This is a genomic window from Halomonas huangheensis (assembly GCF_001431725.1).
Taxonomy (GTDB): Bacteria; Pseudomonadota; Gammaproteobacteria; order Pseudomonadales; family Halomonadaceae; genus Halomonas; species Halomonas huangheensis.
The window spans coordinates 1580529-1596715 of sequence record NZ_CP013106.1; the positions used below are offsets into that span (position 1 = coordinate 1580529).

Below are 16187 nucleotides of genomic sequence, written 5' to 3' on the forward strand. Positions count from 1 at the left end.
ATGCCTGTTTCCCCTGATATCCGTTGGATCGATAATGGCGACGCCCTTGATGAGGCCTGCGTCGCACTGCAAGATGCGCCGGTACTGGCGTTGGACACCGAGTTCTTTCGCGAGAAGACCTTTCACCCAGTGCCTGCTCTGATCCAGATCTGTGCGGGCGGCCCGGCATACCTGATTGATCCATTGGCGGTGGAATGCACGGATGCGTTACGTGCATTGCTGACCAATGATGCTCTCAAGCTGCTGCACGCCAGTAGTGAAGACCTGGAGGTCTTTGCCCATTGGGCTGGAGTACTGCCTTCTCCCTTGGTGGATACGCAAGTGGCCCAGAGCCTGCTTGGCGAGGATGCTGCCATGGGCTATCAGCGTCTGGTGGAGCACTGGGTGGGCGAGACGTTGCCCAAGGAAGAGACGCGCTCGAACTGGCTGGAGCGCCCGCTGTCCGATTCGCAGTTGAGCTATGCGGCGCTGGATGTGGTCTATTTGCTGGAGGTTTGGCAGCGCCAGGAACCCGCACTGGTTGACCTGCGGCGGATCGATTGGGTCATGCAGGACTGTGCCGAGATTCTGGAGCAGTCCGAGCGCAGTACCGCAAGCGATGGCCAGTGGTATCTGCGTCATCGCCAGCTATGGCGGCTCAATCCCCGTCAGGTCGATGCCTATCGACTGATGACCACCTGGCGTGAAGGGGAAGCCCGTCAGCGCAATCTTCCGCGTGGCTGGGTGATGCAGGACAAGCTTCTCTATGCCATTGCTGAGCGTATGCCGGAAAATCGCTATGAGTTGGCTGAGGTGGACGGTGTCAAACCGACCATGATCAAGCGAGATGGTGATTCGTTGCTCGCTATGGTCAAGCAGGCACAGCACCAGGATGCGGCCAACCTACTGCCTGCGCCACTCTCGCCGGCATTGCCGCCGTTCAAGAAGCGCCTCAAGGCGCTCAAGCAGGTCGTCAATGGTGAGGCACAACAACTCGGTATTGCTCCCGAAGTACTGATGCGCCGCCGTGACCTCGAAGCTCTGGTGACAGCTGATATGCGTAATGAACCGCTGTCACTGCCGGAGGGCTGGCGAGGTGAGTTACTGAATACCGGACTCGAAGATGCACTGAAGGCCTTTTCATGATGACGAGACAGCAATGACCCACACCACCATGCAAGGCAAGTTACTTTGCGAAATCTTCAAGAGCTCGCGCAAGGAGGAGATGTACCTCTATGTTGATAAGCTCAAGGGGCTCGAAGAGGTTCCCGAGGCACTGCTGGAACGCTTTGGTAAGCCAGTGTCAGCGATGACGATGATCCTCACCGCCGACAAGGCATTGGCACGCACTACTGGCGCCGACGTGATGAAGGCCATCGAGGAGAAGGGGTTCTACCTGCAGATGCCGCCAGCCAAGGATGAGTATCTTCTGGACCTCTATCGGACCCCGACTGAAGCTAGGTACTGAACGAGCTACGAGCTACGAGCTACGAGCTACGAGCTACGAGCTACGAGCTACGAGCTACGAGCTACGAGCTATCCCATGGGCCGCAGCAAGAACTGAGTTCAGACTAGAGCGACGTATGCTCGTCGGCTTGACAACAGAATGACCGTGAAAATGAGAGAACGATTCTGGGAGCGCTATACGCTCGAGGAACTGACTGACGAGGAGTGGGAAGCGCTCTGCGACGGTTGTGGGCAGTGCTGTCTACTCAAGTTCGAGGATGAGGATAGCGGGGATCTGGCCGTGCTGAATGTGGCCTGTGAACTGCTGGATATCCACGGCTGTCGCTGCAGTGACTATCCGCATCGTTTCGACAAGGTGCCGGACTGCACCCAACTGACTCCGGAGCTGGCTGGGCGCTTCAAGTGGCTGCCGCACTCCTGTGCCTATCGACGCCTCGCAGAGGGGCGCAAGCTGGCGGGTTGGCATCATCTGATCAGCGGTGATCCTGAGCGCGTGCATCGCAAGGGTATCAGCGTTCGCTCGTTCGCTGTCTCGCAGACCGAAGTTGCCGAAGAGCACTATGAAGACCATATCATCGCGGTCATTCCCGTTGATGATTGAAAGCCTTGCCACGGATAGTTCGTGTTGGATGGGGCGTACTTTCCCATTGCTCAATAACTGACTTCACGGTTGCCTGGTGATCATGACCAGAAAAGGGAGCTCTCCCGCTGGAGAGCCCTCTCCTGTTTCGAGATATTGCCCAGGTCAATATTGACCGGAAGACCGCTCGGCTTGGTGCTGTCGAGAATTCAGTTATTGTTCGAGTTTTCCTCGGAGGCTTCTCCAGCATCGTCGCCGGCTGCACCCTGATCAGTGGCGTTCTGCTCGGTACCTTCCTCAGGACTTTCCTGTTCGGCACCATCCTGTTCACTACCCTCTGTAGCCTCGTCACTCTGGTCCTGCGGTTCGGCAGCAGTTGCGGCTTCCTCTTCGTCCACCAGCGAGGCTCCTTCGTAGCTTCCGGATACTTCTCCATGGAACAGCGCTTCCGCGTCTTCCATGCTGTCGAAGGGCTCGATCAACGTCCTGGTAGCCTCGGCATCCGCAACACCTTCTTCGGCTTCGATATAGCTCTGGCCGTCAAAGCTCAGGCGTACGACTTCGTTGGGCTCGCCGGCATCCACATGACGTTGGACCAGAAGGTCCTGCCAGCCTTCATGAGAGCTGCTGGCAATTTGCACAGGCGGCTCAGTGGTCGGTTGTGCACTGATTACCTGCCAGGCATTGTCCTGGGCTTGCAGTATCAGGGTGTCACAGCCACCAGTGCCACATACCATGGGGCCAACGACGTGAACTACGGCTTCTTCCTGATCGTCGCCGTTGAGGTCAGCCCAACCTATGAGATAGCGCACTTCACCCAGTTGGGGGTCGAAGTTGGCACGTAGTGAGTCTTCCAGCTTAGCTTGACGATCAGATTCCGACATCGGCTCGCTGGTAGTGGATGGGGTTTCCTCTGTGTCTTCGGCAGCCACTTCGGTCGTGTCGTCGGAAGACTGGTTCTGTGTGGTGGTTTCACTCTGCTCCGTGCTCTCATCGTCACCGTCGGAGCAGCCCCCGAGGCCGATGCCAAGCCATAGTGCGGCGGTGAGGGCGAGCATGGGTTTTGCATTCATGAGAAACATCCTTTTCCTACCGGTATTGATTCCGGAGACTGCGCAGACCCGGCTTTGATGCGCGTCTCAGCATGACCAATTTCAGTTGCTGGTGCTGGTTGTGCTGGCCTCACCATCGTCTTCCGCGAGATCGTCATTCGCGAGACCGAGAGCCCAGAGAATGAAGGCATCCTGGCGGGCACCATCACGCCAGGCCTTGAAGCGACCAGAGGCACCACCGTGGCCTGCCTCCATATCGGTTCGCAGTAGTACAGGTCGATTGGACAATGCTGTGTCGGCTGCGTTCGCCAGTGCCAGGCGTGCATAGAGCTTGGCGGGTTCCCAGTAGGGCACACGAGTATCGTGCCAACTTCCCTGTAGAAACACCGCTGGCCAGTCGCTGGCGACCAGGTTGTCGATCGGTGAATAGCCTCGAATATACCGTGCATCGCGTGGGTTGTCTGGATTTCCCCATTCGGTGTATTCCGCGGTGGTCAACGGTAGGTCGGGGTTCTCCATGGTTCGAAGTACGTCGACGAACGGGACATCGAGAACGGCGGCGCAAAAGGCGTCCGGTTGCATGTTGAGGCTGGCTCCGACCAACAGCCCACCGGCGCTGGCACCATAGGCAACGATATGTTCGGGCTCGGCCAGGCCCTGGTCGACCAGCGTGTTCCGAGCGGCCAGAAAGTCGTGGAAACTGTTGGACTTGTGCTCCAGCTTGCCGGCCAGATACCAGGGCTCGCCACGATCACCACCACCACGAACATGAGCAACAGCGAAGGCGACGCCGCGTGCCATCAGTTCCAGGCGTGATGTCGAGAACCATGGATCAAGGGCCTCGCCATAGGCGCCATAACCGTAGAGCAGAGTAGGCAGCGGTTGACCGGCCAGGCGTGCCAGACGTACCACCGAGACCGGAATTCGCTCGCCATCATGAGACTCTGCCCAGAGGCGTTCACAGATCAGGTCGTCTGGGCCGATATCCCCATGCAGCGGCTGGCGCTTGAGCAATTCGCGTTGGCCAGTATCGAGATCGAGAGACCACCAACTGGCAGGTGTGGTAAATGATTCCTCACGCAGGCGCAGGATTCGCGCATCGAAGTGTGGTGTATCTCCCAGCCCTACGCTGACCGGTGGTGCCGAGGCGGGGAGGATTTCATCGCGCTGCAGTGCGTCGTCAGTGGTGAACTCCAGACAACGCAATTGGACTTGAGCGGTGTTGTGGTCCCGCTCGGTGATGATCAAGCCCCAGTGATAGGCATCGATGCCTTCGAGAGTAACGTGCTCACGATGAGCAATGACGGAGTGACGTTGAGCGGCCGACGCAGGTTCCCTGCTGCGGGGTCGGCGGGTAATGGTGTGTTCGGCAACTGCGTCGAGTTGAAAGTGTACGGCGTCCTGGTTGTGCAGCACATAGAAGCTGCCGGGGCGGTGATCCACAGCGTACTCAACACCACGCTGGCGAGGCTGAAAGCACTGCGGTGGTGTTGCGGGCGCATCGGCCGGGATCAGCCAGGTCTCACTGGTGTCCTTGGAGGCGCTGTCGATCATCAGCCAGCGACGTGAACGAGTCTTGCCGAGTCCAATCCAGAACTCCGGGTCTTCCTCGCGCAGAATCATCTCTGGCGCGTGGCTATGGCATTCGCCGTCGGCACCCAGCGCAAGCGGTAGACGCCATACGCTATCGGGGCGCTGTGTGGCGTCGTAGCGGGTGAAAAGCAGTGTCGAACCGTCCTCTGCCCAGCATAATTCGGCACCGATCTGCTCAAGTAATGTGATCGGATCACCATCGGGAAGGAACTTGAGGTGCAGAGTGTAGGTCTCGTCTCCCTGAGGATCTTCTGTCCAGGCCAACCATTGCTCGTCGGGTGACAGTGCCATATCGCCAAGTTCAAGAAAGGATTGTTGAGCTGCGCGTGCCTCCAGGTCGAGGAAGCACTCGCGCTGATCGGGCTTGTCGTTGGGATGTCGCCACCACAGAGGATACTCGGCATCGGCCGCGGTTTCGCTCCATACCGTGAAGTGGTCAAGGCGTGTGGCGAGCCCGGTGACACTGAGTTCCCGGCGTGCTAGATGGCCGTCATAGAGGCGCTCGGCGAGCCCTTCCAGAGGGGCGAACCAGCTATCTGATGCCTGGTTGGCAGCATCGAGAAACGCGATTACCTGGTCGTCGTCGCGGGATTCCAGCCAGTGCCAGTCAGGGTCACCCTGGCGCAGGAACTGCCTGGCAGGAAGAGAGGTAGCAGAGTTGTCATACGCATTTGGCGGCTGTGCTTTCATGTGGCGAGATGTACCATACTCAAGAAAATTTTTGTCATGCACCTGGCTGACCCAGGCGCACCTGCAAGTGAGGAACCCATGTTGATCTCGGATTCAATGTCATTGCTTTGGATGATTTACGCAGCATTGTCGCTGTTGGTACTACTGACTGGCTACCTCGGCCTGAGTTTTCTGCCGCGTTTGCCGCGTATCGTGTTGACCTGGACAATTGCTGGGGTGATGTGGATGCCGGCGACATTCGAGTTGCCGCTGGTCGAGGAGGGCAAGGTTTATGTCGGCAAGGCTCCGGGGATCATGGTCGCCGCCGTGTCCTTCTTCGAACATGGCAGCAACTTTGCCGGTGCGGCTGCATTGGTGGTAGTCGGAGCCGTTATCGGTGCACTCTTCGGGCTGGTGTTGTGGTGGTTCGGCCGCAAGCGTATTCAGCAGAGAGCGGCGGCGACGCGCCAACAAGCGCAGCGCGATCAGGATGATGAGGGTGGTCGTCCAGGGCCTGGTAACGATGGACAGCGCCGCGAACCGGTGTTGGGATAGAACGAGGCGACCACAATGGATTCTATCGACAACATGAGATTGTGATGCGAATACCTATGGTTGCCATGGTGCACGGGTTGGGGCGCACCTTCATCCTGCTGGTAATGAGCGTGGCATTGTTGTGTGTGAAAGGCCCCAGTACTGCTCATGCCCAGAGCGTCACCGACACCGCGGTGCAGGAGCGTCCGGATGTACGAGTGGTGGTGGACGTTTCCGGTAGCATGAAAGCCAACGATCCCAACCAGCTTTCCGGAAGTGCGCTGAATATGCTGGTGGCATTGTTGCCTGATGGGGTCTCAGCAGGTATCTGGACCTTTGGTGAGCGGGTCGATAATCCTCTACCGTTGGCTCCGGTGACAGACGACTGGCGTCAGAGTGCGTTGCGACTGCCGCCTGTGTTGGAGAACTATCAGCAATACACCGATATCGAAGCAGCGCTGCGTATGGCTTCGGCGGAGGAAGCCAATGGCTGGCGCCATGTGGTGTTGTTGACCGACGGCGTAGTTGACCTACCGCCACGACGAGGCACCAAGCCTGCTGCTGATGTTGAATCACGCAAGCGGGTATTGGATGCCCTGGCTCCGGACCTTGCCAGACAGGGCGTGGCAGTGCATGCCATCGCCTTTTCTGAAGGTGCTGATGTGGCGTTGGTCGAGAGGCTGGGACAGCAGACGGGTGGACTGGCCGCGGTCGTGGAAACCCCGGAGCAGCTGCTGGGAGCGTTTCTGGATATCGTCGAGCGTATCTTCCCGGCGGATCAGGTGCCGCTCGACAATGGGCGCTTTGTTATAGATGACAGTGTCAATGACTTCTCTGCGCTGGTTTTTCATCCTCCCGGGGGCGATGAAGTGACCTTGGTGGCGCCAGATGGCACCCGCTATTCTGCAGACAATGTGCCTCCCGAGGTGAGCTGGCAGCACCAGCCACGCTTCGATCTGATTCGTATACCCGATGCACAGCATGGTGAATGGCGTATTGAAGGAGCGGTCGGACCCCAGAGTCGGGTTACGGTCTCTGGCGATACACGGTTGGCGACCAGCTCCTTGCCATCGACGTTGTATGCGGGGTTTGATCTGCCGTTGGAAGCATGGCTGGAGTCAGGCGATGACGCTCCGGCTCCCGATGGTTTGACGGTTACCGCAAGTCTCAATGGTGAGGATTTCGAGACACCTGTCGAGACCCGCCTGGAGCGTCAGGGTGAGCACTTTGTCGGTGTGCTGCCGGCACCTACGGCTACCGGTAATGCGCGGCTGGTGATCGATGCAGTCGGTGATGGCTTTCATCGCCAACGGGTACAGGCGGTGAATATTCTCCCGGCTATCGGTGCGGTGGTGAGTAGTGATCGCCGTAGTATTGAGCTGGTGGCCGAGCACCCACGTCTCAATCGTGGCAATACGATACTCTCTGGTGACCTCCTCGGAACACCGTTGACAGCAGAAGCGATCGGTCGTCAACGCTGGGAAATAATGCTGCCGGAAACCAATGATCAGTTGCGCCAGCCGCTGGTGATCGACGCCCAGGCGACTCTCGATGGTCGTCAGTTGAACTGGAGGCTGCCGACCGTCTGGCTCAATACTGATGGCAGTGTTGGCATCGACCGGGCGGCAGCAGGGCCGACCCTGGTGGGTGAACGTTTCGCCGAGGAAGTGACGGATGCCGCCGATCAGCAGCGTTCGGCGGACGCATTGGCAGACCGCTTTGTTGAGTTGGTCAACAACCCTCAACTGATCATCGACTGGGGACGCAATGTGTGGCCGACAGTCGAGTCACAGCTCAAGGAACGCTCACGCGACCTTCGAGTCTGGATCGGACTGGCGGTGTTGGTGGTTTTGCTAGTGGTATGGCGTGTCTGGCGCAGGCGTCGGGCGACTGAGCCGGCGAGGGAGGAACCGCATGTGTGAGCTACAGGGGTTCCTCTTTTAACCATGTAAGTCAATTACACAGATGGCATCAGGTGTCTCACGCTTTCATCGCGGTAGCACTCATAAGTACTTGTTTTATAGAAGTCATGAGGGATAGCGTGAGACGCCATATCGGCACTGCCCAGGTGTTATGGCAGTTTATCTATCGCCAGAAGCCCTGGTGAGGTCTCCTGGCTTCAGAGCTCGATATCTGAGCGCCATAGGGTTCTAATGCGACTTATGATCGTAGTTGCAAGGAAGAGCTTCCTACCACTCAACAATCGATCAATTGTAATGACATAACATTGGGGTTGGTGTCTACGATTCAGATTCATGAGGCAAACATGGGAGAATCATCATGAATCAGGAGTCTCAGAAAACGTGTGGGTGCCCCAATTGCAAATGCACAGTGGACAGTCAATCCATCGAGAAGGATGGAGTCCTGTATTGCTGCGAAGCCTGTGCTACTGGTCATGCGGATGGTTCGAAGGATTGTGGTCATAACTGCGAATGCGGGTGATGATTTCCTGATAGGGGCCTCCAGGGCCCCTTTTCTTTGATGAATTCATCGTTCTTATCAATTTTGACCACCTCTGTATGGTGTATGTTTGGCTCTCTGCTCCGCACTTTCACCATGCAGATGGCACAGCGGTGCAACCTTGGTGGACTTGATATATCCGAATGTAAGGTTTTCTGCTCCAGAGATGTTCATTGTTGGTTAGTGTCTTTCTCGTGATTTCATTGACATCCAGGTCAAGGACATTTTGCGTGGATGTTATTTGGGTAACCGGGATGCCGTGCAGGATGACTGGATCTCGCCAGTGAAATGGAAACGCGTGAAGAGACCTGATGAGGAATGTTGCTCAGGTGGGGAGGGGCGACAAGCTGGTGACTGGGGCAGAATGTCCGGGGTATTGGCGAAAAAAATGCCCCGGGAAACGACCGGGGCATGGGCAATATTTACAACTACGAGAGATGTGTTACGGAGATTATCACTCCCATTTCATCCAGCAGTACTGACACCGACGTCTCTATGTCCTGCTGCGACTTGGGGCACAAGATGAAATTACCATGACGATGTGTTGGCGCCGAGTGGGGCGTGCAAGCCCAAGGCGCGACGCCCCTTCTTCCCAACCATTGAAGAAAACTATACGCCAACGACCAGAGCATGACTCAGTCATGGGATGGGCAATGGTAGGGCATGACGCAAGACACGCTGGACAAGACCAGTCTGGAGATGAGCTTCACACGTAACGGTCGAGGACCAAGGTGGGAAGTGAGGTAGAGAGCGAAGCGAGGGCTCTGGTGCTTCGGGATCACACAAGTGTTGCAGTGATCCGCCAGCGCTGGAGCCAAAGGCGGCAGGCGATAAGGTCGGTCAAGTAGTCAATTTTGTGAGACACTTAGGTTATCGTGAGACAGTTAGTGAAGAAATACCTTTTGCATCAACATCATATGCGAGGGCATCTGTTCCATGTGTGAATTGCTGGGCATGAGTGCCAATGTTCCCACTGACATCTGTTTCAGCTTCACTGGTTTTCTGAATCGGGGAGGCGGTACCGGGCCGCATCGCGATGGCTGGGGTATCGCTTTCTACGAGGAAGGCGGTTATCGTGACTTTCGTGATCCGCATCCTTCGGTTCGTTCGCCGATTGCCCGCCTGATCTGCGATTACCCGATCAAATCACACATCGTCATCAGTCATATTCGTCAGGCCAATGTCGGTAAGGTGACGCTGGCCAATACCCATCCCTTTACTCGCGAGATGTGGGGGCGCCCCTGGTGCTATGCACACAACGGCCAGTTGAGTGGGTGGGAGGCGCTGCCGCTGAGCTTCTACCGGCCCGTTGGTTCCACTGACAGTGAGCATGCCTTCTGCTGGCTGATGGGAGAGCTTCGTCAGCGTTTTCCCGACCCGGTCGATGACTGCCAGAGGTTATGGCAGACAGTGCATTCTCTCTGTGAGCGATTGCGCAGTTTGGGAGTGTTCAATCTGCTGCTTGCCGATGGTCAGTATCTCTATACCTATTGCTCGACGAAGCTGGCGCATATCACTCGCAAGGCTCCATTCGGAGAAGCCAACCTGTCCGATGCAGAGGTGCTGGTCAATTTTGCTGAGCATACGACACCGAATGATGTTGTCTCGGTGGTCGCCACGGAGCCCTTGACCGACAATGAGTCCTGGGTCCGGATGTTGCCGGGCGAGCTGCTGGTCTGGCATGACGGACACATCGTGGCGCGGTATCTGGCACCGGATGCAGAAGTTGTGTCGAGCTGACCGGCAGTAATTGGCGGTCTTCAGTGGAGTGGAAGTTGCCGGATCTGAAAGAATTTAAACAAAAGTTTTAATCGAGCGTATTACAGTCTTGTCATCAACAGGCTAAGGTAACCGGGGAGTACTCCGGGGTCATGTAGTGGTCGCCACTGGAGCGTCTGGATCTATAGAATCCTGAATTCATAGAATAACAAGGGGGCTCATGTGGCCTCCGATGATGGAGAACGCCGATGAATGAGCATGACAGCGAGACAATTGTCACGGGAGCCGCGCTGGAAGGGTTGGATGATTACCACTCAGTGATGGATATCTTCCATCGCTCGGTGGAACGTTATCCCGGCAATACTGCCTTTTCGTGCATGGGCAAGCTACTCAGCTACCGTGACCTCGACCGCTTGTCGGCTGACTTCGCGGCATGGCTGCAGCATGAGACTGACCTCAAGCCGGGGGACCGAATTGCCATTCAGCTGCCCAATCTGCTGCAGTTCCCGGTCGCTGTATTTGGTGCGATTCGCGCCGGCCTGGTGGTGGTCAATACCAATCCGCTCTATACCGAGCGCGAAATGGCGCACCAGTTCAAGGATTCCGGCGCCAGGGCGATTCTGATTCTGGCCAATATGGCCAGCAAGCTTGAGAAGATTCTCGACCAGACCGAGATCGAAAACGTACTGATAACCGAGATTGGTGATCTGCATGATTTTCCCAAGCGCCCGCTGATCAATCTTGCGGTCAAGTACATCAAGAAGATGGTGCCGCGTTATTCTCTGCCGAAGGCAGTGTCATTCCGTCAGGCGCTCAAGAAAGGAGCAGGGCTCCAGCATCAGGAGGTCACCCGCCAGCCGGATGATATCCTCGCGTTGCAGTACACCGGCGGTACCACAGGCCTTGCGAAGGGCACCATGCTGACCCATCGCAACCTGGTGGCGAATATGCTGCAGGCCAAAGCCGCCATCGGTTCCGGGCTCAAGAGTGGCTCAGAGGTCGTGGTGGCACCTTTGCCGGTCTACCATATCTACACCTTTACGGTGAATTGTCTGTTCATGCTGGAGGGCGGTAATCATTCGGTGTTGATTACCAATCCGCGAGACCTCGACAACTTCGTCAAGGAATTGCGTACGACACCCTTCACCGGGTTTGTGGGACTCAACACGCTGTTCAACGCATTGTGCAACCGAGACGATTTCAAGTCGTTGGATTTCTCGCGCCTGCATCTGACCATCTCTGGTGGTATGGCCTTGACCCGCGCGGTGGCCAAACGCTGGGAGGAGGTGACCGGCTGTCCGGTTGCCGAGGGTTACGGTCTCACCGAAACATCGCCGATTGTCAGCTTCAATCCAGTTGATGCCATTCAGCTCGGCACCATCGGGCGCCCAGTGGCGGGTACCGAGCTCAGGCTGTGTGACGCCGAAGGCAAGGCACCGCCCGTAGGTGAACCCGGAGAACTCTGTGTGCGAGGCCCGCAGGTGATGAAGGGTTACTGGAATCGTGATGATGAGACAGCCAGAGCCATTGATGAGGATGGTTTCTTCCACACCGGCGATATCGCGGTGATTCAGGATGATGGTTATGTGCGCATTGTCGACCGCAAGAAGGACATGATTCTGGTCTCCGGATTCAATGTATATCCAAATGAGATCGAGGATGTGGTGGCGACCCATCCGGGCGTCGTTGAATCCTGTGCGGTTGGGGTGCCGGACGATACCAACGGTGAAGTGATCAAGCTGTTTGTCGTGGTCAAGGATACTTCTCTGACTGCTGAGGACCTGCGCAGCTGGTGCAAGAAGGAGCTGACGGCCTACAAGGTGCCCAGGGTGGTGGAGTTCCGCGATGAACTGCCCAAGACCAATGTCGGCAAGGTATTGCGCCGCCAACTGCGTGATGAGTCGACCCAGACTGAGGGTGATAGCGCTGACTGAGGGCCGATTGGCTCCGGAGTGACGGTCGGCGTTACAATACCCGCTTTGTCTTGACGCTTCGCTTTCGCAAGAGAGCGAAGCGTCCTTTGCTGTGGAGCCAGCTTTTCCATCGTGAGTTTTCTATCTTGAGCACCGAGACTTCGACTCCGCCCCAACGCCTTGATGCTGAGACGCAACTGAAGCATTTCGAAGCGGCACTGGACGACCTGATGTTGCGTGATCGCCCCGGTCTGGCCAAACGCCTGGCCGGGCTGCGTCGTCGTGTCCGCGAGGGCAAGCCGATTGATCGCGCCCTTGCCGAAGTGGCCAGTCAGGTTCAACGCTCTCAGCAGTTACTGGCGGCACGTCGCGGGCGGTCAGTAACGCTGGAATATCCTGAGGCACTCCCGGTTGCAGCCAGGCGCGACGACATTCTCGCGGCACTGGCTGAGCATCAGGTAGTGGTGGTGGCTGGTGAAACAGGCTCGGGCAAGACTACGCAGCTGCCCAAGCTGTGTCTCGAACTGGGGTTGGGACGTCGTGGCTTGATTGGCCATACCCAACCAAGGCGCCTGGCAGCACGCTCGGTGGCGTCGCGTCTTGCAGAGGAAATGCAGGTCAGTCTCGGTGACCAGGTCGGTTATCAGGTGCGTTTTACCGACCAGACCAGTGATGACACCCTGGTCAAACTGATGACCGACGGCATTCTGCTGGCCGAGACCCGCAATGATCCCGATCTGCTGCGTTACGAAACATTGATCATCGATGAGGCGCACGAACGTAGCCTCAACATCGACTTTCTGCTCGGTTATCTCAAGCGGCTGCTGGAGCGGCGCCGCGATCTCAAGATCATTATCACCTCGGCGACCATCGACGTTGAGCGCTTCAGCCAGCATTTCAGCCTCCCGGGTGACGATGGAAAGCCAAAGCCCGCGCCGGTGGTGGAAGTTTCCGGGCGCACCTTTCCGGTGGACGTGCTCTATCGTCCGTTGGTGCGCGATGCCGAAGACGAGGAAGACCGCACGCTGAGCGAAGGTATTCTCCACGCCGTCGAGGAGATCGAGTCCATTGAGCGTGAACGGCGCTGGTCCGCAGGCCCTCGCGATATTCTGGTGTTCCTGCCCGGTGAACGCGAGATCCGAGAAACCGCCGACGTGCTGCGGCGTGCCGATTTGCGCCACACCGAGATTCTGCCGCTCTACGCGCGGCTGTCCAATGCCGAGCAGAACCGTGTCTTTGCATCGCACAGCGGCCGACGTATCGTGCTGGCAACCAATGTTGCCGAAACCTCGCTGACGGTACCTGGCATTCGCTACGTAATCGATCCGGGATTGGTGCGCATCAGTCGCTACAGTTACCGCGCCAAGATACAGCGTCTACCCGTGGAAGCGGTCAGTCAGGCCAGCGCCAATCAGCGTAAGGGACGTTGTGGCCGAGTGGCCGAAGGGGTCTGTATCCGGCTGTACGACGAGGAGGACTTTCTCGGTCGCCCGGAGTTTACCGATCCGGAAATCCGTCGTACCAATCTGGCCTCGGTGATTCTGTCGATGTTGTCGCTCAAGCTCGGCAGCATCGAAGCCTTTCCCTTTGTCGATCCGCCCGACTCGCGCTTTGTGACAGACGGCTTCCGCCTATTGCATGAGCTGGGCGCGGTGGATGACCAGCAACGACTGACTGCTGATGGCCGTCGCCTGGCGCGTTTTCCCATTGACCCTCGATTGGCACGTATGCTGTTGGCGGGTGATGAGCAGCAGTGTCTACGTGATGTGTTGGTGGTGGTTTCGGCGCTTGCCGTGCAGGACCCTCGTGACCGCCCGGCGGACAAGCGCGAGGCAGCCGACCAGGCGCACCGTCGTTGGCGAGACCCTGATTCGGACTTCGTCGCCATACTCAACCTGTGGCACGGCTTCGAGCAGGCACGCGAGGAGTTGTCCGGTAATCGCCTGCGGCGCTGGTGCCGTGAACACTATCTGAATTATCTGCGTCTACGCGAGTGGCACGATACGTTCCGTCAGTTGCGACAGTTGTTGCGCGACCAGGATATCCAGGTACCCGCTCCAGCAGTGATTGATGAGGAGCATGAGCAGGCCGGTGAGTTGCGTCGTCAGGCCAGCGCTTCGATGCATCGCGCGCTGTTGACCGGCTTGTTGTCGAATCTCGGTACGCTGACCGAGAACCGTGATTATCTGGGCGCGCGTAATCGCAAGTTCATGATCCACCCTTCATCCGGGTTGTCGAAGAAGACACCGAAGTGGGTCATGGCCATGGAATTGATCGAGACATCACGGCTGTTTGCACGCACCGTGGCGCGTATCGATCCACAGTGGATCGAGCCGCTGGCCGGGCATCTGGTCAAACGTAATTACAGTGAGCCGCACTGGGAGATGAAGCGCGCCCAGGTGGTGGCGTTCGAGCAGGTAACGCTGTTCGGCCTGCCGATCGTGGCTCGCCGCAAGGTGCATTACGGACCTGTTGCACCGCGTGAGTCATGGGAACTGTTCATCCGGCGTGCGCTGGTGGAAGGGGAGTTCCGTACCCGAGGTGAGTTTCTGGCGCATAACCGCGAGTTGATCGAAGAGGTCACGGATCTGGAGGATCGCGCGCGCCGACGTGACATCCTCGTTGACGAGGAGACGTTGTTCGACTTCTACGCCGAGCGGGTGCCGCAGGATATCGTCAATGGCAAGGGCTTTGAGGCTTGGCGGCGCAAGGCGGAACGCGATAATCCGAAATTGCTGATGTTTGATCGCGAGGCCTTGTTGGCCCGCGCTACCGATGATGTCACCGAACAGCAGTATCCGGATGAGCTGAGCCTTGATGGGGTGCGCTACCCGCTGGCCTACCATTTTGCGCCTGGCGCCGAGGATGATGGGGTGACCATGACGGTACCAGCGGCGATGTTGTCACAGTTGTCGGCGTCCAGGTTGGAGTGGTTGGTTCCCGGACTGCTGCGTGACAAGTGCATTGCGCTGCTGAAATCCCTGCCCAAGTCGATGCGCCGACAGGTAGTGCCGATTCCCGATTGGGTCGATGCAGCTCTGGCATCTCTGACGCCCGGTGAAGGTGGGCTGTGCGAGGCGCTGGGTGAGTTTCTGCGGATCAAGACCGGGGTGCGAATGCATCCTGATGACTGGCGAGTGGAGCAGCTGGATCCGCACTTGATCATGAATCTCAAGGTCGTTGATCACAACGGTAAGGTGCTGGGACAGGGACGTGATCTGCGTGAGTTGGTTCGACGCTTCGAGTCGGCCGCCGGAGAGGGTGCGCGTGCTCTGGCGCGCTCGGTGGAAGCCACCGAGCAGTTGGATGGCTTCCCTGAGCAACCATTACCGGAGTCTCGCGTAACCCATCAGGCCGGGATTCGCGTCGAGGCTTTCCCCGCTCTGGTGGCGGATGGCAATGGGCTCAAACTCGAACTTTATGACCATCCTGACAAGGCCCGTGAGGCGCATCGCAGTGGTGTGGTCAAGGCCGCCATGGCGCGCTTGCCGGATCAGGTACGCACCATTGAGCGATTATCAGGATTGGACAAGTGTGCACTGTTGTTCACCAAGGTGGGCAGCAAGCGTGCATTGAGCGACGATCTGGTGCGCGCGGTCTTCACGCAGGTGGTTGCCGTCGATCCGCTGCCACGTGATGCGGAGGCGCTTGAGGCACGCCTTGCAGAGGTTGGCGCAGATCTGGTGCCGCATGCCGAGAAACTCATGGCCACGCTCCAGCAGGCGTTGGAAGGGCACCTGCAGGTGACTCAGGCGTTGAAGGGGAATCTGAGCCTGGCGCTGGCGTTGGTATACAGTGATCTCAAGGCACAGATGAAGCGTCTGGTGCACCCGGGCTTCATAACCCAGGCAGGTCCTTGGCTGGAGGCGTATCCTCGTTATATGGAAGCGGCATTGATCCGTCTCGAAAAGGCTCCGCGTGAACGTATGCGTGACCAGATGCACATGCAGGAAGTCCAGGACTTTGAGGCACGCCTGGCGGCACGCCGCGAGGCGGAACGCAAGGGAGCGGTGGAAGACCCGGCGCTGGTTGAGTTCAGTTGGTGGATCGAAGAGTTGCGTGTATCACTTTTCGCGCAACAACTGGGGACGGCAATGCCGGTCTCGACCAAGCGTCTCGAAAAGCGCTGGGCAGAATTGACTGGGCGTGGTTAGTTGATGCTACGCCGATCGCAACACGGTGCGGTGCCACGACTGCAGGCTTGCAGTTGCGCCAACGCCG

11 protein-coding genes are annotated in these 16187 nt (G+C 57.8%); 9 read left to right on the forward strand and 2 right to left on the reverse strand.

Translation table 11 applies throughout. The features are described from left to right. The 3 genes from rnd (at nt 1) to AR456_RS07115 (ending at nt 2047) form a co-directional block, all read left to right on the forward strand. The gene (gene rnd, locus AR456_RS07105) at nt 1-1125 is read left to right on the forward strand and encodes a ribonuclease D (RefSeq protein ID WP_021820687.1); all 1125 of its coding nucleotides are present in this window, start codon (nt 1-3) and stop codon (nt 1123-1125) included. A 13-nt stretch (nt 1126-1138) separates the two neighbouring features. Next, nucleotides 1139-1447 carry a YcgL domain-containing protein gene (locus AR456_RS07110; RefSeq protein ID WP_021820688.1) on the forward strand — a complete coding sequence of 103 codons (309 nt, stop codon included), beginning with the start codon at nt 1139-1141 and terminating at the stop codon, nt 1445-1447. 138 nt (nt 1448-1585) lie between these two features. Next, the gene (locus AR456_RS07115) at nt 1586-2047 is read left to right on the forward strand and encodes a YcgN family cysteine cluster protein (protein WP_031208697.1); all 462 of its coding nucleotides are present in this window, start codon (nt 1586-1588) and stop codon (nt 2045-2047) included. Nucleotides 2048-2235: 188 nt separating this feature from the next. Here AR456_RS07115 and AR456_RS07120 read toward each other — a convergent pair whose 3' ends face one another. Then, nucleotides 2236-3099, reverse strand: a complete 864-nt coding sequence (locus AR456_RS07120) for a hypothetical protein (protein WP_021820690.1) — start codon at nt 3097-3099, stop codon at nt 2236-2238. An 81-nt stretch (nt 3100-3180) separates the two neighbouring features. Further along, nucleotides 3181-5361 (reverse strand): S9 family peptidase, encoded by a 2181-nt coding sequence (locus AR456_RS07125; protein WP_021820691.1) that lies wholly within the window; start codon nt 5359-5361, stop codon nt 3181-3183. A gap of 78 nt (nt 5362-5439) precedes the next feature. On the opposite strand from AR456_RS07125, the gene AR456_RS07130 reads away from it, so the two are divergent. The 6 genes from AR456_RS07130 to hrpA all read left to right on the forward strand — a co-directional run bounded on the left by AR456_RS07130 (nt 5440) and on the right by hrpA (nt 16120). Then, nucleotides 5440-5895 carry a hypothetical protein gene (locus tag AR456_RS07130; protein WP_031208698.1) on the forward strand — a complete coding sequence of 152 codons (456 nt, stop codon included), beginning with the start codon at nt 5440-5442 and terminating at the stop codon, nt 5893-5895. A 44-nt stretch (nt 5896-5939) separates the two neighbouring features. After that, nucleotides 5940-7796, forward strand: a complete 1857-nt coding sequence (locus tag AR456_RS07135; protein ID WP_236995549.1) for a VWA domain-containing protein — start codon at nt 5940-5942, stop codon at nt 7794-7796. 358 nt (nt 7797-8154) lie between these two features. Beyond that, nucleotides 8155-8316: a metallothionein gene (locus tag AR456_RS20880; RefSeq protein WP_081694714.1), complete on the forward strand. Its 162-nt coding sequence runs from the start codon at nt 8155-8157 to the stop codon at nt 8314-8316. A 954-nt stretch (nt 8317-9270) separates the two neighbouring features. Continuing rightward, nucleotides 9271-10074: a class II glutamine amidotransferase gene (locus tag AR456_RS07140; protein ID WP_021820694.1), complete on the forward strand. Its 804-nt coding sequence runs from the start codon at nt 9271-9273 to the stop codon at nt 10072-10074. Between the two features lie 227 nt (nt 10075-10301). Further along, on the forward strand, nt 10302-11987 hold the full coding sequence (locus AR456_RS07145; RefSeq protein ID WP_021820695.1) for an AMP-binding protein: 1686 nt from the start codon (nt 10302-10304) through the stop codon (nt 11985-11987). 176 nt (nt 11988-12163) lie between these two features. Further along, entirely contained in the window at nt 12164-16120 is a 3957-nt protein-coding gene (hrpA, locus tag AR456_RS07150) for an ATP-dependent RNA helicase HrpA (RefSeq protein WP_236995569.1), read from the forward strand. Nucleotides 16121-16187: the final 67 nt, after the last annotated feature.